Source organism: Pseudorhodoplanes sp. (assembly GCF_059499825.1).
The window spans coordinates 396,380-421,092 of sequence record NZ_JCABZI010000010.1; the positions used below are offsets into that span (position 1 = coordinate 396,380).

Genomic DNA, 24,713 nt, shown 5'->3' on the forward strand with positions numbered 1-24,713 from the left:
CCTGCGGCCGTCCTATGCGCCCGGTGCGGAACCTATAACCGCCCGCCGTTAATGGGTTCTGGCTGAGCCCTGTCCTCCGACGCACCCTCCTGCATGCATGGCTAACACTTCCCAACTCCGGTCCAATCCGCTACCTCGCTGCCGATAGGGCCAACCCTGCCGGGAGTGCAACCAGTGTCCGTCCAGCAAGAGATCAGGCGCCTGACCGCGCCGGATATTCGCGCCCGCAAGAACGGCGAGCCGATCGTGATGCTGACCTCGTATCACGCCCATACCGCCAGCCTCGTTGATCGGTATTGCGACGTGATCCTGGTCGGAGACTCGCTCGGCATGGTGATGCACGGGCTTGAGACCACCATTCCGGTGACGCTTGACATGATGATCCTGCAGGGTCACGCGGTGATGCGCGGGTCCAAGCGGTCGCTGGTCGTGGTCGACATGCCGTTCGGCAGTTACGAACAATCGAAGGAGCAGGCTTTCGCCTCCTGCGCACGCGTGCTGAAGGAAACCACCTGCGGCGCGATCAAGCTCGAAGGCGGCGTGCGCATGGCCGAGACCATCCGCTTTCTGGCCGAGCGCGGTGTTCCGGTGATGGCGCATGTCGGCATGACGCCGCAATCGATCAACACGCTGGGCTCGTTCCGCGCGCAGGGTCGCGAGGAAGCCGACTGGGCTCCGATCGAAGCGGATGCGAGGGCGGTGGCGGAGGCGGGGGCGTTCTCGGTGGTGATCGAGGCGGTGGCGGAGCCGCTCGCGCGCAAGATCACGAGCGAGATTGCGATCCCGACCATCGGCATCGGCGCGAGCCCGGCCTGTGACGGTCAGGTGCTGGTGCTGGAGGACATGCTCGGCCTGTCGCCGCGCGTGCCGAAATTCGTCAAGCGCTACGGCGATCTCGGCCCCGGCATCGAAGCCGCGATCAAGGGCTATGCGGATGAGGTGCGAAGCCGCGCCTTTCCCGGTCCGGATCATGTCTACGGGATGAAGAAGAAGGGGTAAGGATCGTAGGGCGCAAGACGCGGAGCGGATTGCGCCATGGACAATATGTAAGGAGAGTTGTCGCGCATGCTCGACTTGCCGCAGACTGCCAACCGAAGCGCTCGGGAAACACTGATGCTGCGCCTCTCTTCGTGTCTGGCGCCCTGCGCGTTCTTAGTCGCAGCATGTATGTTGCCGATAGCGCTCCACGCCCAGGACGCCACCACCGTCCGCAGCGCCGTCGATCGCGCCATCCTGCCTTTAATGAAGGAGCATGATGTGCCCGGCCTCGCTGTCGGCGTCACCGCTGGCGGCAAGCAGCACCTCTTCTATTTCGGCGTCGCATCGAAGGACACCGGTGCGCCGGTCAATGCCGATACGCTGTTCGAGATCGGCTCGATCTCGAAAATGTTCACCGCGACGCTGGCCGGCTTCGCGCAGGCGCAGGGCAAGCTGTCGCTCACTGACCATCCCGGCCGATACATGCCGGCTCTGCGCGGCAGCGCGCTCGACAAAGCGAGCCTGATCAATCTCGGCACCTATTCCGCCGGCCTGCCGCTGCATCTGCCGAACGCCATCAAGACTTTCGCGGAAGCCGAAGCTTTCATGCAAAACCTGAAGATCAAGGCCGGGCCGGGCGCGGTGCGGCTCTATTCCAACCCAAGCATCGGGCTGGTCGGTCACATCGCCGCGCTCGCCATGCAGGGCAACTTCCCCGACCTGATGGAAACGCAATTGCTGCCGAAGCTCGGCGTCAGCGGCTGCTTCATCCGCATTCCGTCGTCGCGGGCGCAGGATTATGCGCAGGGCTACAAGGGCAACACGCCGCGGCGGATGGGGCAGGCGGTGCTCGATGCCGAGGCCTACGGGCTGAAATGCAATGCGTCCGGGCTGCTTAAATTCGTAGAGGACAATATCCGTCCCGACACGCTCGAGCCCGCGCTGCGGCGCGCGGTCGAGGCCACCCATGTCGGCTATTTCCGCATCGGCGGCATGGTGCAGGGATTCGGCTGGGAGCAATATCCTTACGCGGTGCCGCTGAAGCAGCTGCTTGCGGGCAATTCAAACGACATGGTCTTCAAGCCAAATGCCGCGACGCTACTCGATCCGCCGCGCGCGCCGTCCGGGCCGGCGCTGTTCAACAAGACCGGCGGTACGGCCGGCTTCAGCGCCTATGCGGCCTTCGTCCCGGCGCAGCGGGTCGGCATCGTCATTCTGGTGAACAAAAGCATCCCCGCGCCGGCGCGCATCACAGCAGCTCTATCGGTTTTGGACGCGCTGGCGCAGGACCGTAGGGCGCAATAGGCGAAGTGCGTTGCGGCGATCGCATCGGCGTCCGATCGGGGCCTGTGTCAGGTCATAAGCTTGTGTTCGCGCAACACCTCGGCTGCGATCCGGTGGGCTTCATTGGCGGCGGGAATGCCGCAATAGAGCGTCAGCAGCAGCAGCACCTCCTGAATCTCTTCGAGCGAGCAACCGTTCTTCACCGCCCCGTTGAGATGGACGCGCAATTCGTTCATGTGGCCGGACGCCGCCATCATCGCGACCATGACCAGCGACTTCATCTCCGGCTTCAGTGCGGTCCGGCTCCACACGTCACCGTACGAATAGGCGTTGATGATATGTTGCAGCGGCTTGCCCAGTTCGCCGAAGGCCGCCATGCGCTTCTCGACGGCGTCGCGGCCGAACATCTCGGTGCGCAGTTTAAGGCCGCGTTGGTATTGCTCGTCGCCGTCCATGTCCGTTCCTTGCTCGCGGTTGATCCGATCGCCGGACACTGCGTATAGAAAGGCTGCGACTTTTACCACATCCCCGGCGTACCGACGCGAGTCCTGCCATGATCAATGCCGCCATCATCGGCCTCGGACGCTGGGGCCGCAACATCGTCGAGTCCGTTCAGGGGAAAAGTCGGCGGTTGCGGTTCGTGCGTGGCGTCGACAGCAATCCGGATGCCGTTGCCGATTTCGCCAGAGCCAACCGCCTGACCTTGTCGCGCGACTTTGCCGACGTCGTCGGTGACCCCGGCATCGATGCGATTTTTCTCGCCACACCGCATTCGCTTCATGTCGAGCAAGTCGAGGCGGTGGCGGCTGCGGGCAAACCGGTCTGGTCCGAAAAGCCGCTGGCGCTGACCAGGCGCGAGGCCGAGCGCGCAATTTTGGCCTGCTCCAAGGCCGGCGTTCCGTTTGCGCTGGGCAACAACAAGCGCTGCTTTCCCGCCATGCTGGAGCTCAAGACGCTGGTCGCGACCGGCGCGCTGGGCGACGTCCTGCATGTCGAAGGCCATTTCACCAACGAACATTCGACCCGCGTCACCGGCGGATGGCGCGACGATCCGGATGTCTCGCCCGGTGGCGGGATGACCGGCGCCGGACTGCATGTGATCGATGCGCTGGTCAATCTCGCGGGGCCCATCGCCACCGTCGACGCCAAATTATTTTCACGCAAACCGCCGCCGGATCCGCGCGATGTCGCCGCCGCCTTCGTTGAGTTCGAAAGCGGTGCGACCGGACAGGTCGCGACGGTGCGTGCCGGTCCGATGTTCTGGCGCGTTCATGTCTTCGGGACCGGCGGCTGGGCCGAGGCGCGCGGCGAAACGACGATCACCGTCGCGCCGATCGGGCAACAGCCGGTGACCCGAGAGCTTCCGGCAGCCGACTCGCTCGGGGTCCTGATCGAGGCATTTGCCGACACGATCGAGACCGGATCGCCGTTTCCGGTGCCGACCGGAGAGATGCTCGACGTGGCCGGCGCGTTCGAGGCGACTATTCAATCAATCAGGACCGGTGCACCCGTGTCGGTGACCAGAAGCTAGCGCGACGTTACTGTTGCTGAATGCCTGCGGCCTCGCGGGTCTTTGCGAAGCTTTGGTATTGATTGGTCAGGAACGTACCGAACTCCGCCGGTGTCGAGCTTTTGACGACGACGCCCGCGCGTTCGAGCCGTACCTTCACATCCGGATCCGCAAGCGCCTCGTTGAGCACCGCATTCAACTTGGCGACGATTGGGGCAGGGATGCCTTTCGGCCCGAACATGCCGTACCAGGTGGTGACGTCATAGCCGGGCACGAGCCCGGATTCGACCGCGGTCGGCACTTTCGGCATGGCCGGGAAGCGTTCCGCGCCGGTCACGGCCAGGGCTTTGAGCTGGCCGGACTCAACCTGCTGCAACACCGCCGATACCGTATCGAAAAGAATATCGGCATGTTTGCCGACCACGGCATTCATTGCCTCCGGTGTGGTCTTGAACGGCACGTGCAGCAGTTCGACCCCTGCGGCCTGTTTGAACATCTCGCCGGCGAAATGCTGGGTTGCGGCAAAGCCCGGGCTCGCGAAAACCACCTTGTTCGGGTCGGCCTTGGCGACGGCAATCAGCTCCTTCACGTTGTTCGCTGGAAAGTCGGGCCGGGCGACGATGGCAAGGCTCGCGGTCGCGACCATGCCGATCGGCGTGAAGGCGGTCAGAGTGTCATAGCGCATCTGCTTGCGCGTCACCGCGGCGATGACCTGTCCGGCGGTCATCAGGGCGATCGTGTATCCGTCCGGCGCGGCATTCGCGACGAATTCGTTGCCGAGAATGCCTCCGGCGCCCGGCTTGTTCTCGACCACCACCGGCTTGCCAAGCTTCTTCTGCATGTACTCGGCAAGGATGCGTCCGACGATGTCGGTGCCGCCGCCCGGACCGAACGGGATGATCATTTTAATTGGCTGGGTCGGAAAATCCTGCGCAGCCGCGGGCGCGGAAAAACCGAAGACGCACAGCATCGCTGCAAAGAGAGCGCGATTGAGCATGGATCCTCCTCGCGCCTCGTTCCGGTCGAGGGTTTATCCCTTGCTACCGCGACGGCGCACTTCGTTGATGATCGCGCTGTTGTCCATCTCGGCTTCTCCGGCCCGCACGCAGGCTTCGAGAACGCCAGCATGGACTTCCAGCATCGACAATGTTTGCCCGGCGGACGCCGCCTGGTCCAGCATTAAATGGCAGTCCTTCAGCGTCTGTTTCACGCGGCCCTCGGGTGAGAAGTCGCCGCGCAACATCTTTGGTCCCTTCGTCTCCATCACCTGCGAATAGGAGGCCCAACCTTTGGCCACCTCCAGAAACGCTTCGGGATCGAGACCGAGTTTTTCGGCAAAGACCAGGCCCTCGGCCAGTGCAAGCCGATTCAGCCCGAGAATGAGATTGACCGCCAGTTTGGCGCGGCCGCCATCGCCGGCTTTGCCGATATGAAAGCTGCGCGCGAACAGCGCTTCGAGAATGTCGGCGAGAGCGGCAGCGATGTCGGGGTCGCCGCCGATCAGCGCGACGCCGTCGCCCCGCCTGACCTGTTCGCTGGTGCCGGAAACCGGCACGTCGAGAAAGCGGATGCCGTGTTTGGCAACCCGCGCCGCGAGCGCAGCGATGCGATCGGGATCGGCTGTGGTCGTGCAGACGATGGTCACATCCGGTGTCTGCTCGCGGACCGGAAGAATGTACGTGTCGACGACATCCTCGACCTGGTCTGTCGAAAATACAGCGAGCAGGATACAGCGGGATGGCGTGGCCAGCATTGCCGCGATGTTGTCTTCGGAAACGCCGCCGATCTCCTCAAGCCGTGTCCGGCGGGCCGGGTCGATGTCGAAGCCCCGGACCGGAATGCCTGCGGCGATGAGGCGCGCGGCATAGACCTCGCCCATCAGCCCAAAACCGATGATTGAAACGGGGAGGGATGTCATCTGGATGCTTTCCCGAATGCGGCTCTTGCGACCGTGAGTTCTTTAGCGCGGATCGAACGGCGCCGCACTTTCCATTCGTCGTCCAGTTTGATACGCGCTGTGGTGTAGGGATCGCGGTCCCGTGCCGGAGTGGAGAAGCGTGAAGCCCGCCAACACCGTTATCATCATGTCCGATGAGCATCAGGCGCGGGCGATGGGTTGTGCCGGACATCCCTTCGTGCGAACTCCAAATCTGGATCGACTGGCTGCCCGCGGCACGCGCTTTACCAATGCCGTCACGCCGAGCCCGATCTGCGTTCCCGCCCGCGCGGCGTTTGCGACCGGGCAGTACGTGAACCGCACCGGTTACTGGGACAATTCCATCGCCTACGATGGCCGTGTGCGTGGCTGGGGGCACGCGCTCCAGGAAGCGTCAATTCCGGTCGAGTCGATCGGCAAGCTCCATTATCAGAAAGCTGACCTGCCGACAGGATTCGATCGCGAACACATTCCGATGCATCTTTACAAGGGTGTCGGAATGGTCTGGGCATCGATCCGCGACCCGCTGCCGACCAGGCGCCCTACCAACAAGCGAATGCTCGGAGACTATATAGGGCCGGGAGAATCCGATTATACGCGCTACGACGGCGCAGTGACCGATCTCGCGATCGACTGGCTCACGAACAGGGGCGCGACCATGCATCAGCCGTGGTGCCTCTATGTCGGTCTCGTTGCACCGCATTTTCCGCTCGTTGCGCCGCAGGAATTCTTCGATCTCTATCCGCCGGATACCATGCCCGGGGCGAAGCTGCTCCCGCGCAACGGCCATGCGCTTCATCCGTGGATACAGGATCACGAGAGGTTCTGGAGTCAGGACGAGACGTTGAAGGATGACGCGGAGCGGCGCACCGCCATGTCGGCCTATTACGGCCTCGTCTCATGGCTCGATTCGAATGTCGGGCGAGTGATTGGCGCGATCGAGCGAGCCGGGCTGCTGGATGAAACGCGCGTGATCTATGCCTCAGACCACGGCGACAACCTCGGCGCTCGCGGACAATGGGGAAAGTCCAATCTCTATCGCGAATCCGTTGACGTGCCTTTGATCATGGCAGGACCGGGGATTGGTTCTGGCGTCTGCGAGACGCCAGTCAGTCTCATCGATCTGTCGGTGACAATCATCGATTCCGTAGGCCTCAACCCGGCGCAGGCGGTTCCAGACGCTCAGGGCCGCTCGCTATTCCAGATTGCCTCAAAGCCTGCTGATCCCGAACGCGTGGTCTTCAGTGAATATCATGCCGTTGGATCGAACACAGCCGCTTTCATGGTGCGAAAGGGGCGATGGAAGTATCATCATTACGTTCGCCACGCGCCGGAGTTGTTCGATCTCGACACTGATCCGGAGGAGACGACCAATCTCGCGCCGCTGGCTCGATATTCCGAAATCGTTGCGGACATGAAACGGCAGCTAGCTGCGATTTGCGATCCTGATGATGTTGACCGTAGGGCCAAGCGGGATCAAGCTGCCTTGATTGACCGTCTTGGTGGTCCGGACGCTGTGTTCGAACTTGGTAAGGGGGCTGCGAGCGGAACGCCGGCCCCGAATGGCGCAGCGGCTGGTCAACCGCGCGCGTGAGGAGTTGTTGCGTATGAAACGCCGGGATTTTCTGAAAGGCGCCATCGCCGGTTCATCGATCATTGCGTCGCCGGCGCTTCGGTCGCACGCGTTCGCGCAGGAGAGCAATTGGCCGAAAGAACGAACGATCAGATGGCTGATTGGGCTCCCGCCCGCCGGCACGACCGACCCGTTGACGCGAGCGATCGCGGCGCAACTGTCCGAGCGGCTCGGCCAGAAGATCGTGATCGAGAACAAGACCGGTGGTCTGCAAACGATTGCGACACGTGAGGTCACCAATTCGTCCGCGGATGGTTACACACTTCTCAGTCTTGGCGGGCCTCAGGTTTATGCCGACAAGACGGTGCCCGTTATCGGCCGTGGCCTCGATCCGGTCATCAGGATGGTGACGCAGCCGATGATCATTGCGGGAATTGCGAGCCGTCCGACACCTGACCTGAAAGCTGTGATAGCGGCAGCCAAGGCGAAGCCTGAGGATTGGAGCTACGCAACCGCGGGCTACGGTTCATCGCATCATGTGGCGGGGGAACTGCTCAATGCGGTCGCCGGGACCAAGATCCTGCACGTCGCATACCGCGGCGGTGGCGCCGCGATTCAGGATGCGATGGCGGGCCACGTGCCATTAATCGTCATCGGGGCGGGCCCGGTTATCCCGCATATAGCCGCTGGGAAAATGCGGGGTTACGCATTGACCACGTCCAAACGCATATCTTCCCTTCCGGACGTTCCGACGATGCAGGAGTTGGGCTTCGCGGACTTCGACCTCGCGCAATGGCATGGCGTAGCTATCAAGGCGGGCACGCCGCGTGCCATTACCGAACGGTTCAATTCGGAGATGAAGGCGATCCTCGCGACCCCTGAACTGGGAAAGCTGATGGATTCGCTTGGCGCCGAGAATGGGGCCGGTTCGCCCGAAGACTGGGGCGCGTTTTACGCGGCTGACATCGCAAAATACGAAACCCTGATGAAAAAGCTCGATATCAAGATTGAGTAAACTTGAATCGTGCATTTTGCTGTCGCGGCGGGGATGCTCGCCAACTATGGCGCGCGATATCGCCCGACAGCGTTTTGAGCGCGCATCGTGGTGAGATATGCTGGCGGGAATCACAGCATCACGATTCATCCCGTATCCGGACGCCCATGACCTTCATCGCCGATTACATGAAAGCGATCGATATTCTTGCGGTTGTCGCCGTGGTGGCGATCGGTGCGGCGTCGTTCGCGCGGACCGGCGTGGTCTGGCTTTTGGGTACGGCGATCGTTCTGGGGATCTGGTGCGCGAGCCGGATTTTCGGATGGTTTCCGTGATCGGCGACGCGTTGATGCAAGCCGGGCTGTCGTTTCGAGATGATGTGCGACACAAGGAAGTGAGAATGACGACAATGCGAAAAGCTGTACTCGCCGCGGTGGTGTCATCGATTGTCGCTTGCGGATCGACAGCTGCGTCCGCTGCGTTTGTCTGCCCGGTCAAAACACCCGGCGCCAACGCCGCTCAGGATCAGATGATCGCCAAGGCGATACCGGCAGGCGATGCGCTCGACGAGGTGACCAAGCTGAATGCCGCAGTCGGCGACCTGCGTGCGAAGGGCATCTCCAGTGCGATTGTCGTCGACAGCCTGATCGCGTCCTATTGTCCCACGGTCGCGCGCAACACTGCCCTGAGCGATGACCAGAAGCGCGCGCGCGTGGCGCGCTTTGCGTCCCGGATCGTGCGGGTCGTCTATGCCCTCGACAGCGCCGACGCGGTGATCCTCGACGTGCCGTTCCGGCCGGCGGCGATCGATGCGATCAATGCGAAGGCGGCGGCCGAGCGGATCTCCCCGGAAGCCTGGGTGGCGAACGCCATCGATCGCGACCTGAAGGTGGCGCGATAGCGGCCGGGCGGCGGCGGACTTAAGGAGCCGCGCGTTAGACCGGCGAGCATGTGGGGACAGGCCGCTCGGCGGTGCTCCGGCCATGCTCGCGGCCGAGGAACCATGTTTTTACGAAGGTTAACGGCCGGGGCGTGCGGATTTTGCCTTGCCCGCGCCATATCGCTGATTTACGCGACTGCGGTCGAGCCGGTATAGAAGCGGGCTCAATGACGCCCCGGGGGCAAGCGCTTGGCCGATATCTTTAACGAAGTCGATGAGGAAGTCCGCCGCGAACGGATGAAACGGATGTGGGACCAATATGGTCTCTACATCCTCATCCTGGTGGTTTTGTTCGTGGCCGGCATCGCCGGCTGGCGCGGCTGGGAATACTATCAAAATCAAAGGGCTGCGGAGTTCGGCGCACAATTCGAAGCAGCGTCCGCGCTGGCCGAGGCGGGGAAGCTCGCCGAAGCCGAGAAGGATTTCGCCCGGATTTCCGCGGACGGCAACCGCGGCTATCGCGTGCTCGCCCGCCTGCGCGAGGCCGAAGCCATCAGCGCCCGCGACCGCTCCGCCGCCGTCTCCCAATTCGACGCGATTGCCGCCGATACCAGCTTCGATCAGCGGTTCCGCGACCTCGCGGCAATCCGGTCCGGGCTGCTGCTGGTCGACACCGCGTCGCTCCCAGATATGGAAAGGCGTCTCGAAGCCGTCGCTGCAACAGGCCGCCCGTTCCGCCATACCGCGCGTGAATTGCTGGCTCTTTCGGCCTTCCGGGCCGGTGACCCGAAGGCTCTGCAGCGCTGGGCTGACCTGATCGCCGGCGATGCGGAAAGCCCGGCACAGATGCGCGCGCGGGTCGAGTCGCTGACGCTTCTGTCAGGCCTCGCGAAGGGGTAGCGCGATGGCCGCTCCGCGCCGATGCATGCTCGTACTGGCCGCGATCGGTTTCGCGTTCGGCCTGTCCGGCTGTGCGAGTGGCGAGCTGGAACTGGACCCCGCATACTGGTTCCCGGACGGGAAGAAGAAGCTTCCCGGCGAGCGCCGTGAGGTGTTCCCGGGCGGCGTGCCGGGCGTAACGCAAGGCGTTCCGCCGGAATTGATCCGGGGGAATCCCGACAATCCGACCAATCTGCCCGAACAGGCGCTGGCGCCGGCTCAGCAGCAGCAGCCCGCGGCGCAGGAAAAGCCGCGTCCGCAGCCAAAGAAAGTCGCGCGGCCGAGGCCTGTTCCGCCGCCCGAGCCGGAAGCGGACGCACAGCCGGCCCCTCGAACGGCCGCGCCGCGCCCAGCGCAGCAGCCGCAACAACAGCAGCCGTCCGGGGTCTGGCCGGCGCCGCAGGCTCAGCAGCAGCAACCCCAGCAACAACAGGCTCCCGCTGCCGGCGCATGGCCGGCACCGCCGGCCTCGGGGACCTTCACGCGGTAAAGAAAGCGCGCATGCACGTGCGTGCGCCGCTAAGATCGTCCCATGATTCCAAAAGTCGTGATTGTCGGCCGGCCCAATGTCGGCAAATCGACGCTGTTCAACCGGCTGGTCGGGCGGCGGCTCGCGCTCGTCGATGATCAGCCCGGCGTCACCCGCGACCGCCGTGAAGGCCTTGGCCGGCTTGGAGATTTGGACTTCACCCTGGTCGATACCGCGGGCCTGGAAGACGCCGCGCCGCAAAGCCTGTCCGGGCGCATGCAGGCGCAGACCCGCACCGCGATCGCCGAAGCCGACGCGATCCTCTTCATCATCGATTCCCGCGCCGGATTATTGCCGGCGGATCAGGCCTTTGCCGAGGTGGTCCGGCGATCCGGCAAGCCCGCGATCCTGGTCGCCAACAAGGCCGAGGGCAAGGCCGGCGCCGCCGGCGCGCTGGAAGCCTATGAACTCGGCTTCGGCGAACCGGTCGCGGTATCGGCCGAACACGGCGAAGGTCTGTCTGATCTGTACGATGCGCTGCAGACCGTCTTGGATGATTGGCATTCTTCGGCCGGGACGGATGGCGCCGACGCTGACGACGACCAGTCTCTCGCCCGCCCGGTCCGGGTCGCGGTGGTCGGCCGGCCGAATGCCGGCAAGTCGACCCTGGTGAACCGGCTGCTCGGCGAGGAGCGCCTGCTCACCGGACCGGAAGCCGGTATCACCCGCGACACCATCTCTGTGCCTCTCACCTGGGAAGGGCATCACTTTCTTTTTCACGACACCGCCGGCATGCGGCGGAAGTCGCGGATCGACGAGAAGGTCGAGAAGCTCGCGGTGTCCGATGCGCTGGAGGCGATCCGCTTCGCCGAGGTGGTGATCGTGCTGATGGATGCGGAGCGTCCGTTCGAGGAGCAGGACATGCGCATCGCCGACCTGGTCGAGCGCGAGGGCCGCGCGCTGGTCATCGGCATGAACAAGTGGGACCTGAAGGGCGCCGCGCGCGGCTCCGCCGGCAAGCTGCGGTCGGAAGTCGATCATTGGCTGCCGCAGGTGAAGGGCGTGCCGATCGTTGCGCTGTCGGGACAGAGCGGCGAGGGCATCGACCGGCTGATGCGTGCGGTGCTCGATGCGTATGCGGTCTGGAACAAGCGCGTGCCGACCGCCGCGCTCAATCGCTGGTTCGAGGACACCATCGCCTCGCATCCGCCGCCCGCGGTGTCGGGCCGCCGCCTGAAACTCAACTACATCACCCAGACCAAAGCTCGCCCGCCGAGCTTCGTGATCTTCTGCACCCGCGCCGACGCGGTGCCTGAGCAATATCTGCGTTATCTCACCAACGGCCTGCGCGAAGCCTTCGATCTGCCCGGCACGCCGATCCGGATCACGCTGCGCGAGAAGGTCAATCCGTATGCGGGGCGGAAGACACGGCAGAGGTGAGGGGGAAGAAATCTTCGTCGACTTGTTCAGCCGACGCAGAGGCGAGGCTCAGACGGGCTAGTCGCGGTTTATCGTTCCTTCGAGCAAGCAGAACGGAGTCGTTGTCGATGTGACGGAATCCAACCGGAAGCCCGCAGCGGCAAAGATCGATGAGAACTCGTCGCGTGTGCGTTCCCGACCGCCATTCATCACCATCATTGTCAGGTCCATCAACGCTCCGTCCGGCGAGGCTTCGGTATCAAGGACATACTCCGCAACAAGCAGGCGGCTCTCCCGCTTCATCGCCCTGCGGCACGATTTCAGGATCTCAATCGAAGCCGTGTCGCTCCAATCGTGCAGGATCCACTTCAACAGATAGGCATCGCCGCCTTCCGGCACGCTGTTGAAGAAATCGCCCGCCACAAGCTGACATCGGTTTGCTATCTGCGGATCGGGCGGTCCGGAGCGGGCAATAACGTGCGGCTGATCGAAAAGGGTGCCGCGAATTGCCGGATGGCGTTCCAGAATTTTCGTAAGGAAGATGCCGTCACCCCCGCCGACGTCGACGACACGTTCGAAGCGTCCGAAATCGTATGCATCGAGTACGGCTTGAGCGAACCGACCGGTGCCGGATGCCATGGCGCGGTCAAAAACGCCGGCCTCTTCCGGATGCCGGGACCGGTATTCCCAGACGCTGCAGCCGTGCACATGATCGAATGCCGTATCGCCGGTTCGGATGGTATGAAGAAGGTCTCCCCAGGCCTGCCAGACATTCGGCCGGCCGAACAATTCAGCCATCGGTGCGCAGGTCCCGCTAACGTCCCGGCGGAGAAGCTCACCCATCGCGGTCAGCACAAAACGACCTGCACCGGCGTTCTGCACCACACCTATGCTGGCCAGCACGCGCATCAGCCTGCCGAGCGCATCGGGATGGGCTCCGACGGCGCGCGCGATCTCGGCCGTGCCGGCAGGCCGATCGCGAAGCTGATCCGCAAGCCCCAGCGCCGCCGCGACGGAAATCGCCTGGCTGGCTTGGAAACCGTGGATCAGTCGCACGAGTTGGGCTCTGTGGTTCATGGCGGCAATGTTCCCGGGAAGAGGAGCGCCTGCTTTCTCTTCACCTCACTCGGCTCCGGTCAGCGCCCTTCCAGGTCCTTCACCAGCGGCAGCCAAATCGCGCGTTGCTGGTCGACGAACGCGGTTGCCTGCGCCGGCGAAACGATGCTGATCGGCACACCGAGTTCGGCGAAACGTTGCTTCACCGCCGGGGAAGCCAGCGCCTGATTGAGGCTCTCATTCAGCCGCCGCACGATCGGTTCGGGTGTCTTCGCTGGCGCGGCAAGACTCATGAAGCCGATGGCAGTCAAGCCCGGCAGCGTCTCCGCGACGGCTGGCACGTCGGGAAAATCAGGATCGCGCTCCGTGGACATCACGCCGATGAGTTGCAGATCGCCGGATTGCAACGGACCGCGCAGACCGAATGCGGCTTCAATGGTCGCGTTGACGCGGCCACCCATGATATCGCCGACAACCGCCGGCGTACCGCCCTTGTTGTATGGCACGAGTGTGAAAGGCAATCCGCCCTTTTTCTGCAGCAGCAAGCCGGCATAGTGCGGAAGCGTGCCGGCGCCGTTGGTGCCGATCACGATCTCGCCCGGCTTCGATTTCATCCGGGCGACCAATTCCGGGAACGACTTGATGCCGAGCTTGGGCGGCACTGCCAGGAACATCACGCCACGGCCGACGATCATTCCGACATGGGTAAAATCGCGGCCCATATCGAGCGGCAGCTTGTCCATTTGCGCAGGCAGAATCGTAAAGATGCCCGCAGCGCCGCCAAGCAGCGTGTAACCGTCGGCCGGTGCCTCCGCCACCGCCTGCGCTGCAAGCAACCCGCCGGCTCCGGGCCGTGGCTCGACCAGAATCTGTTGGCCGAGACTGCTTGACATCTGATCGGCAATCACACGCGTGACGACATCTAGGGCGGTACCGGGAGGCACCGGCAGGACGATCTTGATCGGTCTGGTGGGATAGTCGGCTTGCGCGGCTGAAGGGTCCGCAGCGAGCGACGTTGCGAGCAGCATTGTGATAACGGCCGTGCCGGCGAGGCGGAGTCTGGTCACGTCTTCCTCCTTCTGAGGACAGCAGGATGATTCTGTTCGCCTTTTTGTTCGTGTACTTGCCGGAGTTGGCTGAGGCCCCGACCTTCAGCCCAATTCAGCATAGCCGGTTTGACTTGACCTGAAGGATGGCTGAAATTTCTCTCAAAAAGTGCCCAAACGAGACGGCATCGACCTTCCAAGCTGTGATCAACGGGAAACCCATGTCCGGGCCGCGCTATACGTTTGACCGATGGACGCTCGATTGCGTTCGCGGAACGCTGGTCGGCGAAGCAGGAGACATCTTTCTACGACCCAAGAGCTTCGAAGTGCTGCGGTATCTGATCGAGAACGCGGGCCGCCTGGTTTCGCGCGAAGACGTGCTCGGTACGGTGTGGGCAGATGTGACCGTGTCCGAAGAGTCGCTGACGCAGTGCGTAAGCGAGGTGCGGCAAGCGCTCGGAGATTCGGACCAACGTGTCATCAAGACCGTGCCAAGGCGTGGCTATTTGTTCGCAATTGCGGTCAATGGCGCCGGTGATGCCGAAGCCGCCAATCAAGGTGCGCCGCCGGAGACCGCGAACGACGCAGTTCTGCCGCCGCGTCCCGGCCATCACATGATCGAAGGGCCGTCTATTGCCGTGCTGCCGTTTGCGAACCTGAGCGGCGACCCGACCCAGGATTATCTGAGCGACGGCATCACCGAGGATGTGATCAGCGGTCTGTCGCGATTTTCCGATCTGTCTGTCATCGCGCGAAATTCGTCGTTCAGCTATAAGGGCCGGCCTGTCGATGTGCGGGAGGCCGGTCGCCAGCTTGGCGTGCGATATCTTGTCGAAGGCAGCGTACGCCGCTTCGATGACCGGATCAGGATCACGGCGCAGCTTGTCGACGCGCAATCCGGCGTGCAGCGGTGGGGCGAACGCTTCGATCGCGCACTCGGTGACGTATTCGCCGTCCAGGACGAAATCACGCGATCGATTGTCGCGATCGTCGTCGCCCATCTCGGCAATGCAGAGATAGATCGGGTCTCGCGCAAGCCAGCCGGTTCGTGGACGGCGTACGATCTGACTTTGCGCGGCGACCAGGCGCAAACCTTGGCAGAACAATATTGGGACGCGAAGTTCGTCTATGAAGCGCGCCGGCTTTATGCGGAAGCCCTCAGAATCGATCCGGAGAATTCCAAGATTTGCGCCAAGCTCGGACATACTTATGTCCGGGCCTATGCCGATCCGACGTCTCCCGATCTGGGCAATCAAAACGACCTCGCGCACGGCGTCGATCTTGCACGCCGGGCTGTCGGTTTCGATCCGAACATGCCGCTTGCACGCGCGCAACTTGGCTGGGCCTATGCCTGGCTGCGCCAGCCGGATGCCGCTATCGCGGAATTCGAGAAGGCGCTCGCTCTCAACTCAAGCTTCGTCGATTATCGTTTCCCGCTCATTCTCACCTTCGCCGGTGAGCCGGAACGAGCGCTGGATGTCACACGCGACTATGTCCGCCTTGACCCGTTTTATGGATCGATGCTTCCGGTCATCCGCGGCATCGCGCTCTACATGCAGGAGCGCTACCCCGAAGCTTTGGCCGCGCTTCGCGAGTGCAGAGGCCGCGCACCCCATGTGCCGGGTCAGGCGGTACTGGCGGCTACGTTGCACAGGCTCGGGCAACATAATCAAGCGAAGGTGGTGGTCGCAGACATCCTGAAACGGCTGCCCCAACTCACCTCTGCGCGCTGGCCGATGTCCTCCGTTTTCAGCAATTCGCGCGACGCAGAGAGTTTGTTCGAACCGTTGCGTCAGAGCGGGTTTCCATAAGAGGCGCAGGGCGAGGTTCGCTTGCGTCGGAGGCGCAGGCTTGGGTGCGTCAAACCCAGACGGCGCCGGCGCCGAGCGCGGCTCCGCGGGCAAGCCTCGGCCGGAAGTCGATCACCATGCGGGGCGGAAAACGAGGCGGTGAGACGGGTCGTGCACGAGCAAGCGTCAGCGCGGACGCGAGCGTCTCGCATCGGACCCTAACGATTACGCGTCCTCGCAGGCCGGCGTGCGCGGACGGCCGGAGCAGTTTTCGCGGATCCGCGCTCTCGCAAATCCGGGACCGTCACGCCCGCGTTCGCAACCTCACGGATCAGTTGCATCACCGTCTGACAGGCGAGCGTGGTCTTGCCGCGGGGAGACATCGCAAGCGCGACATGACGGGTGACGGTCGGCGCGACAATGCGCGACGCCTGCAAGGGCAGGGTGCGCGAAGCGCCGGCAACCGCAAGCGGCCCGAGCAATGCATAGACGCCGCCCTGCGCGACGATGTTCGTCTGCATGCTGAGCGAATCCGCTTCCAGCACCACGTTCAGCGAGACCTGCCGCTCCAGCGCAAGCTCCTCCAGCTGATTGCGCCAAGCGCTCGGGCGGCAGAACGAGACCAGCGGCAATTCGTGCAGCGACGAAAACTCGACGCTGGCCTGCGCCGTCAGCTTGTCGCCAGCGGCGCTGACCAGATAGGTCGGCGCAGCAAACAGATAAGTGTCGCCGTTTTTCGGCACCGGGCTGGTGCGGAAGAGGATGGCGAGATCGACACTGCCTTCGTCGAGCCAGGTTTCGAGTTGCGCGCCCTGACCTTCGCGCACCGCGACCTGGACTTGCGGATATTGCCTTTTCAGCCGGGCGAACACCGTGGTGAGCAAGGGATGCGCGGTGGAGGGCAGGCTGCCGATCCGGACGCGGCCGATCGGCGTTCCCGCGGCCGTGCGAATGTCGCTGGCCAGTTCGTCCGTCGTGGCAATCCATGCGCGGATACGCGGCGCGATGCGCTCGCCCAATTCAGTCAGCTGCACGCCGCGGCCGGTCCGCCGGAACAGGCGGCCGCCGCATTCCTGTTCGAGCTCACCGATGAGTCGGCTGATTTGTGGCTGGCTGGTGCCATACGTCGCCGCGACCTTGCTGAGGCTACCGAACTCGGCCGCATCGATGAAAATCTTCCAGGTCGCCGGGTCCATTGCGCCGCTCCAGAAATACAAAATCAGTATATCTGAAAGAATGGATTTGCGTCTTCTGGAATATCGAATTGGGCCGTAGGGTTTCTTCGCAAGCCGCCGCACGGCCGGGACGGCAACCAGCCCGGTCAAGGCGCCAACCAATTCGCAACAGGAGGAACCGCCATGAAAGCACTCGACCTGAGAGGCCTTGTCCCCGCGCCTGTCACCCCGTTCACCCGCGATGGCGCGGTGGATCATGTCGCGATCAAGCGGCTCGGTGCCTGGCTCGGCAGCTTCAAGGACGTGAAGGGGCTCACTGTTCTCGGCCATGCCGGCGAGGGCACGTTCATGACGCAGGACGAGCAGGCCGCCGTCATCGAGAGCTTTGTCCAGTCCACCAACGGCCGTGTACCGGTGATCGCCGGTATCACGCTCGAAGGCACCAAGGTCGCGGCTGCGGAAGCCAAGCGCGCGGTGAAGGCAGGCGCGCAGGCTGGGCTCGTCTATCCGTCACACGGCTGGCTGCGTTTCGGCTACCAGAAGGGCGCGCCGCAGGATCGCTATCGCGCGATCTATGAAGAGAGCGGCCTTCCTCTGATCCTGTTCCAGTATCCCGACGCCACCAAGGCCACCTACAATCTCGAAACGCAGCTCGATATCGCTGCGCAGCCGGGCGTGTTTGCGATGAAGAACGGCGTGCGCAACATGCGCCGCTGGGATACCGAAATCCCGGTGATCCGCAGGGAGCGTCCGGACCTCCAGATCCTCACCTGCCACGACGAGTATCTGTTGCACACCATGTTCGATGTGGACGGAGCGCTGGTCGGATACGGCAGCCTGACGCCGGAGCCGCTGATCGAGATGATCCATGCGGGCAAGGTCAAAGATTACAAGCGCGCCCGCGCAATCCACGACCAGCTCCTCCCGGTCACCCGCACGGTCTATCATCGAGGATCGCATATGGAGGGTACGGTGGCGCTCAAGCACGGGCTGGTCACGCGCGGCATTCTCGAACACGCGACCGTTCGTTCGCCGTTGCTGCCGCTCGAGCCCGGCGCGGAAATCGAAATCGCCGACGCGCTTCGTTCGGCGGGACTTGTTACCGACAAGGCGGCCTGAAGACGACTCCAAGGCGCCGCAAAGAGCGCCGGTACGGATCTCGCTGGCATGGCGTCCATGGATGCCGTGCCGGCAACTCCGATCCCACAATAATTTTCACAAGGGAGGACAGCATGATTTCACGCCGAAACTTTCTGTGCGCAACCGCAGCTTTCGCCGGCACGACTGCGATCGGCCCGACGGTGCTGGCGCAGCCCGACAAATTTCCAAGCCGCCCGATCCGGATCATCGTTCCGTTCGCCGCGGGTGGAGGCGTCGACGTGTACGCCCGCCTGCTGGCAGAAAAGATGGCGCAGCAGACCGGGGCGGTGTTCGTGATCGACAACCGGCCGGGCGGCAATGCGACCATTGGCGGCAATGCCGTCAAGACCGCAGCGGCCGATGGGTATACCATGCTGTTCTCCGCTGCCACGCATGTGATGGCGCGTCACGTCCTCAAGAATGCTCCGTACGATCCGCTGTCGGATTTTGCCGCGATCGCCCGTGTCGGGGAGGCGCCGATGCTTCTGGTCATGGCACCGGACCGTAAGCCCGCAACCGTCGGCGAACTGATCGCCGCCATCAAGAAAGATCAGCGTCAATGGACCTTCGGCACCGCCAATCTCGGTGCGCCGGGACATCTGGCGACACTCGCCTTCAATCAGTCGGCCGGACTCGACACGCAAATCGTGGCGTATCGCGGAACGGCACCAGCACTTAACGATGTCGCAGGCGGCCATATCCAGCTTCTGATCGATCCGGTGCTGGCGTTGCTGCCGATGGCCCGCGACAAGAAGGTCACCGGTCTTGCGGTGACATCGGGCAAGCGTACGCGGCTCGCTCCGGACATTCCGACGATTGCGGAAAGCGGCCTTGCCGGTTTCGATCACGCTTCATGGTACGGGCTGTGGGGGCCGAAGGACATGCCGCCCGAGCTTGTTGCAACCATCAACCGGATGGCGAACAACGCAGTGAAGCAGCTTGATTCGGACGGGCGTCTCGCGCAACTTGGGATCGAGCCGGTCATCGAGCAGCCACAGCAGTTCGGGGACTATGCCGCGAAGTATGTTGCTAGGAATTCCGAGTTGCTGGCGAAAGCCAGGTTCGAGCCGGTTTGAGCCAAGCCGGCGAAAGCCTATCGTGAGATGCCGGGCCGGGCCGCATGCAGGGCCCGGCCTTTTCATTTCTGGACGCCTTCAATTCCCCAGTCCTTTCACGCGCCGCCTTGCAACCCAAAGTGCGCCTGATCCCGGCACCGCGCGCGGCGCGCCGCGACAATGGTAAGCTTTGCAGGCCGCGTCCCGCATGCGATCATTCGGCCAGACCCGGCGCAGAACCGGGTGCCGGAGGAGCGATCCAGGGCTCAAAACAAAAGAGATCACCGGAGTTACGCATGTCATTTCTGAAGCGCCCGCTTGGCCACAGTCTTCCCATCGCCCTTTCGGCAGCCTTTCTGTTCGGGGCCGCGGCTGCGGGCCCGGCGCTGGCGCAGGGCTATCCGGAGCGCCCGGTGCACCTTTATGTGCCCTATCCGGCGGGCGGCCCGAACGACGTGATCGCACGGCTGCTGGGGCAGGAACTGTCAAAGTCGCTCGGCCAGCAGATCGTCATCGAGAATCGCGCCGGCGGTAGCGGCAATATTGCGATCGAGGCGCTTGGCCGCGCGCCGGCCGACGGCTATGCGATCGCGCTCCCGGCGATGGCCTACGCCACGAATCCGTCGCTGTTCTCGAAAGTCGGTTATTCCTTCGATCAGTTCGCGCCGGTCTCGATCGTCACCAAGGGCCCGCTGGTGCTGGTGGTGCATCCCTCGCTCGGCGTGAAGTCGGTGAAGGAACTGATCGACCTCGCCAAGTCCAAGCCCGGCAAGCTGGACTACGGCTCCGGCGGCAATGGCTCGTCGCTGCATCTGGCGGCGGAAATGTTCAAGCAGCAGGCCGGGGTCGACATCCAGCATATTCCCTACAAGGGCACCAACGACCTGATATCCGATCTGCTCACCGGACGGGTGCCGATCGCATTCATGTCGCCGCTGATTGCGCAGACCCATGTCAAGGACGGCAAATTGCTCGCGCTCGGCGTGACCTCGCCGCAGCGCTCGCCGAGCTGGCCGGATACGCCCACGGTCGCTGAAGCGGGCGTGCCCGGCTATGCGGTCGAGGCGTGGTATGCTGTGATTGCGCCGAAGGATACGCCGAAGGACGTGGTCGAGAAGCTGAGCCAGGAGATCGCCAAGGCGGTGCAATCGCCAGCAGTGAAAGAGAAGTTCGCAGCGCTCGGCAATGAATCCGTCGGCAGCAGCAGTGCCGAGGCGCAGAAATATATCGCCGAGGAAGCCGACCGCTGGGGCAAGGTGCTGAAGGCGGCGGGCATCCGCGCGGACTGATTGCTCATTCCAGCTGGAGACGTATCGCGCCAAATGTGTGATCGCCCGCGAAAGCGGGCGATCCAGTCTATGACGTAGCTTTCACGGCTGACTGGAGGCCCCGCCTTCGCGGGGCATGACCGAAGCCCGGTTTTCTGTTGTGGAGATGATCCGACGTGACTTCCGATATTCTGATCAGGGGCGGCCTGGTATTCGACGGCGCCGACAATCCCGGCGTCAAGGCCGACGTGCTCGTGCGCGACGGCGTCATCGCGAAGATCGCACCCTCGATTGCGGCGAATGCCGCGCGCGTGATCGATGCCGAGGGTCTGGCGGTGGCGCCGGGCTTCATCGACATCAAGACGCATTCGGATTTCACGCTGCCGATCAACCCGAAGGCCGAAAGCAAGCTGCGGCAGGGCGTCACCACCGAGATCATCGGCCATTGCGGATTCTCGGTCGCGCCGGTGCTCCCCGGTAAGGTCGAATTGCTGCGCGACTATTTAAGTCCGTCGGCGCCGTGGCTACCGTTCCGCGAACTCTCGTTTCCCGATTATCTCGATACGTTTCCGGCGACCGCGCTCAATCCCGGCATGCTTGTCGGGCACAACACGTTGCGGTTGATGGTCATGGGCATGGACCAGCGCGCGCCGACGGCTGATGAACTGGCGGCGATGATCGCGCTGCTGGAAGACGGGCTGAAGGCTGGCGCGTTGGGTCTGTCGTCGGGCCTGTTCACGTCGCCCGGATCGTATGCCGCGCCGGACGAGATGATCGCGCTGTGCAACGTGGTGAAGCGCTACAACGGCGGTTACTTCACCCATATCCGCGACGAGTCGAACCATGTGATCGAAGCGGTGGAAGAGGCGATCCACATCGCCGAGACGTGCAAGATCCATGTCGAGATCGTGCATTTCAAATGCTCCGGCATGGACAATTGGGGCAAGGCGCAGCGGTGCCTGCAGATGATCGCCGACGCCAAGGCGCGCGGCGTCGATGTCGATTGCGACTCGCATCCCTATACGGCCGGATCGAACCCGCTGAAAAACCTGATGCCGCAATGGGTGCAGGCTGGCGGCGTCCCGGCGATGCTGGAGCGGCTGCAGCTGAAGGAGACCCGCGACCGCATCCGCGCCGATATCGAGCGCGATGGATTGAACAACTGGGGCCGGATTCCGGACTGGGATTGCGTGCAGATCTCGATCACGCCGAACCTGCCGCAATATGCCGGGCGCACCATCGCCGATCTGGCGAAGGAACGCGGCCACGATCCGATCGACGTGGTCTGCGACTACATGATCGAGGACAAGGGCGCGACCCGCGTGCTGGTGATCTCGATTTCGGAAGACGATATCCGCGCCATCGTGAAATCGCCGCAGGCGTTGGTCGGCTCCGACGGCAATTGCGTCGCCGACTACGGCATTACCAGCCAGGGCATGCCGCATCCGCGCTTCTACGGCACGTTCCCGCGCATCCTGGGGCATTATGTGCACGAACTCGGTGTCATTCCGATCGAGCGCGCGATCCACAAGATGACCGGTCTCACAGCGAAGGCGCTGCGGCTGAAGGATCGCGGCCTGCTGAAGGAAGGCTATCGCGCCGACATCGTGCTGTTCGATCCGGCGGACTTCAAGGATCAGGCGACCTATGCCGATCCGCATCGCTACCCCACCGGCACACGGACCACGGTGCTGGTCAACGGCGAGGTCGTGATCGAGAACACCAAGCATACCGGCGCGCTGCCCGGCAAGGTGTTGCGGCGTGACGAAGCTGGGGCGGTTGGCTGACCGCGTGTCTGCGAGACTGTGATCGGGCGGTAGCGGCGTCCGGCCGGTCCGCCGCAATGCTCGCCTGAAATAATCTGCTAGAAAAAATGACTCGTTCTGTCCGAGGCCAATCGACGCGATCGGCGTTGTCGGGGCATGAGCCAATACGCCTTTTCGAGCGATTCCGCGCTACCGCATTCCGGCACCTCCATTGCGCTGATCGACGATGATGCGCTGCTGCGCAACGCCCTTGCGCGGCTGCTCGAAATGACCGGGATGACGGTCGAGCAATACGAGTCGGGGGAGCAATTTCTCGCTCACGCCGAAACCACCAGTACCGATTGCGTTGTCATCGACGTGCAGCTTGGCGACATGAATGGTATCGAGGTGGCGCGGCACCTTCAGGACGCAGAACCGGATTTTCCGATCGTGTTCATCACCGGCTCGATCGATCCGGTATTCGAGCAGCAGGCCGACGAAATCAACGGCGCCGCGTTTTTGCGCAAGCCCTTCCTGCGCGACACGCTGATCGACGCGATCATGGCGTCTATGGCGGCCCGGCAGAAGGCGGCTCGGGACGGCGGGCTGTAGGCAGCCGGCGCGCTCTCGGCTGGCGCGCGCTCAGTCGGCCAATTCCACATACATCCGCCGCCACGGCTGGTCGTCGATCAACCGCCAGCGATGACCGGTGCCGGTCGTGTCTTCTGCCAGCAGCACATCACCGGGTTTCAGCACGAAGGTTTCGCCGTCGCGGGTGGTGAGTTCCAGCGTGCCGGAAAGGGTGACGACATATTGCCGGCAAGGCGCAACATGCCAGTCGAGGGCTGAGCCCGCAGCGGTTTCCTCGACATGCACAGCCTTTGAAGCCTGCAAGGCGCCTGTTGCCAGCGTGATGGGCTCGACATGGGAGCGGCCGTCCGGACCGGTGAACAGGCGGATGCAACGGATCATGACCCAATCCATTTCTCGATGAGACGTGGGAGCGTCCCGTTCTCGCGCAGCCGCGCCTGAGCGGTGTCGATCGCCTGTCTCAGCGTCTCGTTGCCGAGACCGGTCGCGATCGCGAGATCCTCGCTGGTGATCCCTTTCTGTACCACGCGCAGATGCGGGCGGTCTTTCACAAACCAGTTCATCACCGGCGCCAGCTTCATCACCGCCGCGATCCTGCCGGCATCGAGATCGTCCAGCATGGTTGCGATGTCGTGATAGGCGTAAACCCGCACATCGCCCACGCGGCCTTCATCTTTCAGGCGCTGCGCCACCGGTTGCGACGTGTTCCCGTCCTGCACCGCGAGCACGAGACCGCGGAGATCGTCGATCGAGCGAAGGTGTGGTGTGGCCGCGATGTTGCAGACCAGGCTCTGGCCTGAATGAATGTATGGCTCGCAGAACAGGGCCTTGCGTTCGCGGCCGGGTGTAACGGTCGTGCCTGAGGCGATGCAATCCATGCGCCCGTCGGCGAGGCCATCGAAGATGTCGTTGAAATTGCTCCCTTGAAAGACCACCAGCCGCCATTGCAAGCCGAGCTCCGCGGCGATCGCCTGCATCAGTTCGATATCGAAACCGCTATCCTTGCCGTCGCTGACGAATTCAAACGGCGGGTCCGGCAGGGCCGATCCCACGCGCAGCACCCCTGGTGTAATGGTCGGTGCCGTCATGCCATGGAGCGCTATTGCGGTTCCTGAAAGGTCAGGAACCGCTTCTTCGGATACGCATAAACTTTGCCGCTGTCGGTGCAGGACGGCAGGCAAAGCGCGACGATTTTTTCAGCGACCTGTTCAGGCGTTTCGAGCGACATCGGGTCCTCGCCAGGCATCGCCTGTGCGCGCATCCGGGTGCGGATCGGCCCGGGCGTGAACAGGTTGACGCGAAGATTGGTCTTGACGGTTTCGGCTGCCCAGGTCTGGACCATGGTATTGAGCGCGGCCTTCGACACTGCATAGGGCCCCCAATAGGCGCGCGCCATCCACGACACCCCGGATGAGAGGAACACCGCGCGTCCCGCGTCGCTCTTGAGCAGCAGCGGCTCCATGCAGCGGATCAGGTGCCAGTTGGCGGTGACATTCACCGCCATCACATCGTCCCAAGCCTTCGGCTCGACATGAGAGAGCGGCGACAACGGACCGAGAATGCCGGCATTGCCGACCAGCACATCGAGCGTCTGGAAGCGCTCGAACAGCGCGCCGCCGAGCCGCGCGATGCCCTCGTAATCCTTCAGGTCGAGCGGTACCAGCGTGGCGCTGCCGCCGGCAGTCTTGATCTCGTCGTCGAGCTCTTCCAGTCCGCCGACGGTACGGGCGACCGCGATGACATGCGCGCCGGACTGCGCGAGCGCGAGCGCCACCGCGCGGCCAATGCCGCGCGAGGCGCCGGTGACGAGAGCTGTGCGGCCGGAGAGGGGCGGGGTCAAGGCAGGTTCCGCTATCTGTGGAATT

Annotated in this window: 25 protein-coding genes; 16 read left to right on the top strand and 9 right to left on the bottom strand. The window is 63.4% G+C overall.

Annotated features, from left to right (window positions below):
- The first annotated feature begins 174 nt into the window (after positions 1-174).
- The gene (panB, locus tag AC5I5I_RS15615) at positions 175-999 is read left to right on the top strand and encodes a 3-methyl-2-oxobutanoate hydroxymethyltransferase (protein WP_495974620.1); all 825 of its coding nucleotides are present in this window, start codon (positions 175-177) and stop codon (positions 997-999) included.
- A 114-nt stretch (positions 1,000-1,113) separates the two neighbouring features.
- A complete protein-coding gene (ampC, locus tag AC5I5I_RS15620) occupies positions 1,114-2,283 on the top strand; it encodes a class C beta-lactamase (RefSeq protein ID WP_495974622.1) in 1,170 nt (389 codons plus the stop codon).
- 47 nt (positions 2,284-2,330) lie between these two features.
- Here the strand turns inward: ampC and AC5I5I_RS15625 are convergent, their stop codons facing one another.
- Positions 2,331-2,717, bottom strand: a complete 387-nt coding sequence (locus AC5I5I_RS15625; RefSeq protein WP_495974624.1) for a carboxymuconolactone decarboxylase family protein — start codon at positions 2,715-2,717, stop codon at positions 2,331-2,333.
- 98 nt (positions 2,718-2,815) lie between these two features.
- On the opposite strand from AC5I5I_RS15625, the gene AC5I5I_RS15630 reads away from it, so the two are divergent.
- Positions 2,816-3,793 (top strand): Gfo/Idh/MocA family protein, encoded by a 978-nt coding sequence (locus AC5I5I_RS15630; protein ID WP_495974626.1) that lies wholly within the window; start codon positions 2,816-2,818, stop codon positions 3,791-3,793.
- 7 nt (positions 3,794-3,800) lie between these two features.
- On the opposite strand, the gene AC5I5I_RS15635 is transcribed toward AC5I5I_RS15630, so the two are convergent.
- Both AC5I5I_RS15635 and AC5I5I_RS15640 read right to left on the bottom strand, forming a co-directional pair.
- Positions 3,801-4,769, bottom strand: coding sequence for a Bug family tripartite tricarboxylate transporter substrate binding protein (locus AC5I5I_RS15635; RefSeq protein WP_495974628.1), 969 nt, complete (start codon positions 4,767-4,769; stop codon positions 3,801-3,803).
- A gap of 33 nt (positions 4,770-4,802) precedes the next feature.
- Positions 4,803-5,690 (bottom strand): NAD(P)-dependent oxidoreductase, encoded by an 888-nt coding sequence (locus tag AC5I5I_RS15640; protein WP_495974630.1) that lies wholly within the window; start codon positions 5,688-5,690, stop codon positions 4,803-4,805.
- 139 nt (positions 5,691-5,829) lie between these two features.
- Here AC5I5I_RS15640 and AC5I5I_RS15645 point away from each other — a divergent pair, with 139 nt between their 5' ends.
- The 7 genes from AC5I5I_RS15645 (at position 5,830) to der (ending at position 12,003) form a co-directional block, all read left to right on the top strand.
- The gene (locus tag AC5I5I_RS15645; protein ID WP_495974632.1) at positions 5,830-7,302 is read left to right on the top strand and encodes a sulfatase family protein; all 1,473 of its coding nucleotides are present in this window, start codon (positions 5,830-5,832) and stop codon (positions 7,300-7,302) included.
- Between the two features lie 13 nt (positions 7,303-7,315).
- On the top strand, positions 7,316-8,296 hold the full coding sequence (locus AC5I5I_RS15650; protein ID WP_495974634.1) for a Bug family tripartite tricarboxylate transporter substrate binding protein: 981 nt from the start codon (positions 7,316-7,318) through the stop codon (positions 8,294-8,296).
- A 146-nt stretch (positions 8,297-8,442) separates the two neighbouring features.
- Positions 8,443-8,610 carry a hypothetical protein gene (locus AC5I5I_RS15655; RefSeq protein WP_495974636.1) on the top strand — a complete coding sequence of 56 codons (168 nt, stop codon included), beginning with the start codon at positions 8,443-8,445 and terminating at the stop codon, positions 8,608-8,610.
- 74 nt (positions 8,611-8,684) lie between these two features.
- Positions 8,685-9,176 (top strand): hypothetical protein, encoded by a 492-nt coding sequence (locus AC5I5I_RS15660; protein ID WP_495974638.1) that lies wholly within the window; start codon positions 8,685-8,687, stop codon positions 9,174-9,176.
- A gap of 285 nt (positions 9,177-9,461) precedes the next feature.
- Complete coding sequence (locus AC5I5I_RS15665) at positions 9,462-10,055, top strand: tetratricopeptide repeat protein (protein WP_495974793.1); 594 nt, start codon at positions 9,462-9,464, stop codon at positions 10,053-10,055.
- 4 nt (positions 10,056-10,059) lie between these two features.
- Positions 10,060-10,584 (top strand): hypothetical protein, encoded by a 525-nt coding sequence (locus AC5I5I_RS15670; RefSeq protein WP_495974640.1) that lies wholly within the window; start codon positions 10,060-10,062, stop codon positions 10,582-10,584.
- 42 nt (positions 10,585-10,626) lie between these two features.
- Complete coding sequence (gene der / locus AC5I5I_RS15675; protein ID WP_495974642.1) at positions 10,627-12,003, top strand: ribosome biogenesis GTPase Der; 1,377 nt, start codon at positions 10,627-10,629, stop codon at positions 12,001-12,003.
- A 57-nt stretch (positions 12,004-12,060) separates the two neighbouring features.
- On the opposite strand, the gene AC5I5I_RS15680 is transcribed toward der, so the two are convergent.
- Both AC5I5I_RS15680 and AC5I5I_RS15685 read right to left on the bottom strand, forming a co-directional pair.
- Positions 12,061-13,059 (bottom strand): methyltransferase, encoded by a 999-nt coding sequence (locus AC5I5I_RS15680; RefSeq protein ID WP_495974644.1) that lies wholly within the window; start codon positions 13,057-13,059, stop codon positions 12,061-12,063.
- Positions 13,060-13,118: 59 nt separating this feature from the next.
- Positions 13,119-14,105, bottom strand: coding sequence for a Bug family tripartite tricarboxylate transporter substrate binding protein (locus AC5I5I_RS15685; RefSeq protein ID WP_495974646.1), 987 nt, complete (start codon positions 14,103-14,105; stop codon positions 13,119-13,121).
- A 200-nt stretch (positions 14,106-14,305) separates the two neighbouring features.
- Here AC5I5I_RS15685 and AC5I5I_RS15690 point away from each other — a divergent pair, with 200 nt between their 5' ends.
- Positions 14,306-15,895: a winged helix-turn-helix domain-containing protein gene (locus AC5I5I_RS15690; RefSeq protein ID WP_495974648.1), complete on the top strand. Its 1,590-nt coding sequence runs from the start codon at positions 14,306-14,308 to the stop codon at positions 15,893-15,895.
- A 197-nt stretch (positions 15,896-16,092) separates the two neighbouring features.
- Here the strand turns inward: AC5I5I_RS15690 and AC5I5I_RS15695 are convergent, their stop codons facing one another.
- Positions 16,093-17,070 (bottom strand): LysR family transcriptional regulator, encoded by a 978-nt coding sequence (locus AC5I5I_RS15695; RefSeq protein WP_495974650.1) that lies wholly within the window; start codon positions 17,068-17,070, stop codon positions 16,093-16,095.
- Positions 17,071-17,232: 162 nt separating this feature from the next.
- On the opposite strand from AC5I5I_RS15695, the gene AC5I5I_RS15700 reads away from it, so the two are divergent.
- From AC5I5I_RS15700 to AC5I5I_RS15720, 5 genes are all read left to right on the top strand, one after another.
- A complete protein-coding gene (locus tag AC5I5I_RS15700) occupies positions 17,233-18,168 on the top strand; it encodes a dihydrodipicolinate synthase family protein (protein WP_495974652.1) in 936 nt (311 codons plus the stop codon).
- A gap of 113 nt (positions 18,169-18,281) precedes the next feature.
- Complete coding sequence (locus AC5I5I_RS15705) at positions 18,282-19,265, top strand: Bug family tripartite tricarboxylate transporter substrate binding protein (protein ID WP_495974654.1); 984 nt, start codon at positions 18,282-18,284, stop codon at positions 19,263-19,265.
- A gap of 275 nt (positions 19,266-19,540) precedes the next feature.
- Positions 19,541-20,533 carry a Bug family tripartite tricarboxylate transporter substrate binding protein gene (locus tag AC5I5I_RS15710; protein ID WP_495974656.1) on the top strand — a complete coding sequence of 331 codons (993 nt, stop codon included), beginning with the start codon at positions 19,541-19,543 and terminating at the stop codon, positions 20,531-20,533.
- 155 nt (positions 20,534-20,688) lie between these two features.
- Positions 20,689-22,299 (top strand): N-acyl-D-amino-acid deacylase family protein, encoded by a 1,611-nt coding sequence (locus AC5I5I_RS15715; RefSeq protein WP_495974658.1) that lies wholly within the window; start codon positions 20,689-20,691, stop codon positions 22,297-22,299.
- Between the two features lie 135 nt (positions 22,300-22,434).
- Positions 22,435-22,869, top strand: coding sequence for a response regulator (locus tag AC5I5I_RS15720; RefSeq protein ID WP_495974660.1), 435 nt, complete (start codon positions 22,435-22,437; stop codon positions 22,867-22,869).
- 30 nt (positions 22,870-22,899) lie between these two features.
- On the opposite strand, the gene AC5I5I_RS15725 is transcribed toward AC5I5I_RS15720, so the two are convergent.
- From AC5I5I_RS15725 to AC5I5I_RS15735, 3 genes are read right to left on the bottom strand one after another with little or no spacing between them, the layout of a single operon-like run.
- Positions 22,900-23,229, bottom strand: a complete 330-nt coding sequence (locus tag AC5I5I_RS15725; RefSeq protein WP_495974662.1) for a cupin domain-containing protein — start codon at positions 23,227-23,229, stop codon at positions 22,900-22,902.
- Entirely contained in the window at positions 23,226-23,936 is a 711-nt protein-coding gene (locus AC5I5I_RS15730; RefSeq protein WP_495974664.1) for an ABC transporter substrate-binding protein, read from the bottom strand. Before AC5I5I_RS15730 ends, AC5I5I_RS15725 begins: the two co-directional genes overlap by 4 nt.
- A gap of 11 nt (positions 23,937-23,947) precedes the next feature.
- On the bottom strand, positions 23,948-24,688 hold the full coding sequence (locus tag AC5I5I_RS15735; RefSeq protein ID WP_495974666.1) for an SDR family NAD(P)-dependent oxidoreductase: 741 nt from the start codon (positions 24,686-24,688) through the stop codon (positions 23,948-23,950).
- Between the last annotated feature and the right edge of the window lie 25 nt (positions 24,689-24,713).

Bases quoted from the DNA above. Each gene is read 5' to 3' on its own strand.
- ampC (WP_495974622.1), top strand. From the start codon at position 1,114: ATGCTGCGCCTCTCTTCGTGTCTGGCGCCCTGCGCGTTCTTAGTCGCA.
- AC5I5I_RS15625 (WP_495974624.1), bottom strand. From the start codon at position 2,717: ATGGACGGCGACGAGCAATACCAACGCGGCCTTAAACTGCGCACCGAG.
- AC5I5I_RS15630 (WP_495974626.1), top strand. From the start codon at position 2,816: ATGATCAATGCCGCCATCATCGGCCTCGGACGCTGGGGCCGCAACATC.
- AC5I5I_RS15635 (WP_495974628.1), bottom strand. From the start codon at position 4,769: ATGCTCAATCGCGCTCTCTTTGCAGCGATGCTGTGCGTCTTCGGTTTT.
- AC5I5I_RS15640 (WP_495974630.1), bottom strand. From the start codon at position 5,690: ATGACATCCCTCCCCGTTTCAATCATCGGTTTTGGGCTGATGGGCGAG.
- AC5I5I_RS15650 (WP_495974634.1), top strand. From the start codon at position 7,316: ATGAAACGCCGGGATTTTCTGAAAGGCGCCATCGCCGGTTCATCGATC.
- AC5I5I_RS15655 (WP_495974636.1), top strand. From the start codon at position 8,443: ATGACCTTCATCGCCGATTACATGAAAGCGATCGATATTCTTGCGGTT.
- AC5I5I_RS15660 (WP_495974638.1), top strand. From the start codon at position 8,685: ATGCGAAAAGCTGTACTCGCCGCGGTGGTGTCATCGATTGTCGCTTGC.
- AC5I5I_RS15665 (WP_495974793.1), top strand. From the start codon at position 9,462: ATGTGGGACCAATATGGTCTCTACATCCTCATCCTGGTGGTTTTGTTC.
- AC5I5I_RS15670 (WP_495974640.1), top strand. From the start codon at position 10,060: ATGGCCGCTCCGCGCCGATGCATGCTCGTACTGGCCGCGATCGGTTTC.
- der (WP_495974642.1), top strand. From the start codon at position 10,627: ATGATTCCAAAAGTCGTGATTGTCGGCCGGCCCAATGTCGGCAAATCG.
- AC5I5I_RS15680 (WP_495974644.1), bottom strand. From the start codon at position 13,059: ATGAACCACAGAGCCCAACTCGTGCGACTGATCCACGGTTTCCAAGCC.
- AC5I5I_RS15690 (WP_495974648.1), top strand. From the start codon at position 14,306: ATGTCCGGGCCGCGCTATACGTTTGACCGATGGACGCTCGATTGCGTT.
- AC5I5I_RS15695 (WP_495974650.1), bottom strand. From the start codon at position 17,070: ATGGACCCGGCGACCTGGAAGATTTTCATCGATGCGGCCGAGTTCGGT.
- AC5I5I_RS15700 (WP_495974652.1), top strand. From the start codon at position 17,233: ATGAAAGCACTCGACCTGAGAGGCCTTGTCCCCGCGCCTGTCACCCCG.
- AC5I5I_RS15705 (WP_495974654.1), top strand. From the start codon at position 18,282: ATGATTTCACGCCGAAACTTTCTGTGCGCAACCGCAGCTTTCGCCGGC.
- AC5I5I_RS15710 (WP_495974656.1), top strand. From the start codon at position 19,541: ATGTCATTTCTGAAGCGCCCGCTTGGCCACAGTCTTCCCATCGCCCTT.
- AC5I5I_RS15720 (WP_495974660.1), top strand. From the start codon at position 22,435: ATGAGCCAATACGCCTTTTCGAGCGATTCCGCGCTACCGCATTCCGGC.
- AC5I5I_RS15725 (WP_495974662.1), bottom strand. From the start codon at position 23,229: ATGATCCGTTGCATCCGCCTGTTCACCGGTCCGGACGGCCGCTCCCAT.
- AC5I5I_RS15730 (WP_495974664.1), bottom strand. From the start codon at position 23,936: ATGACGGCACCGACCATTACACCAGGGGTGCTGCGCGTGGGATCGGCC.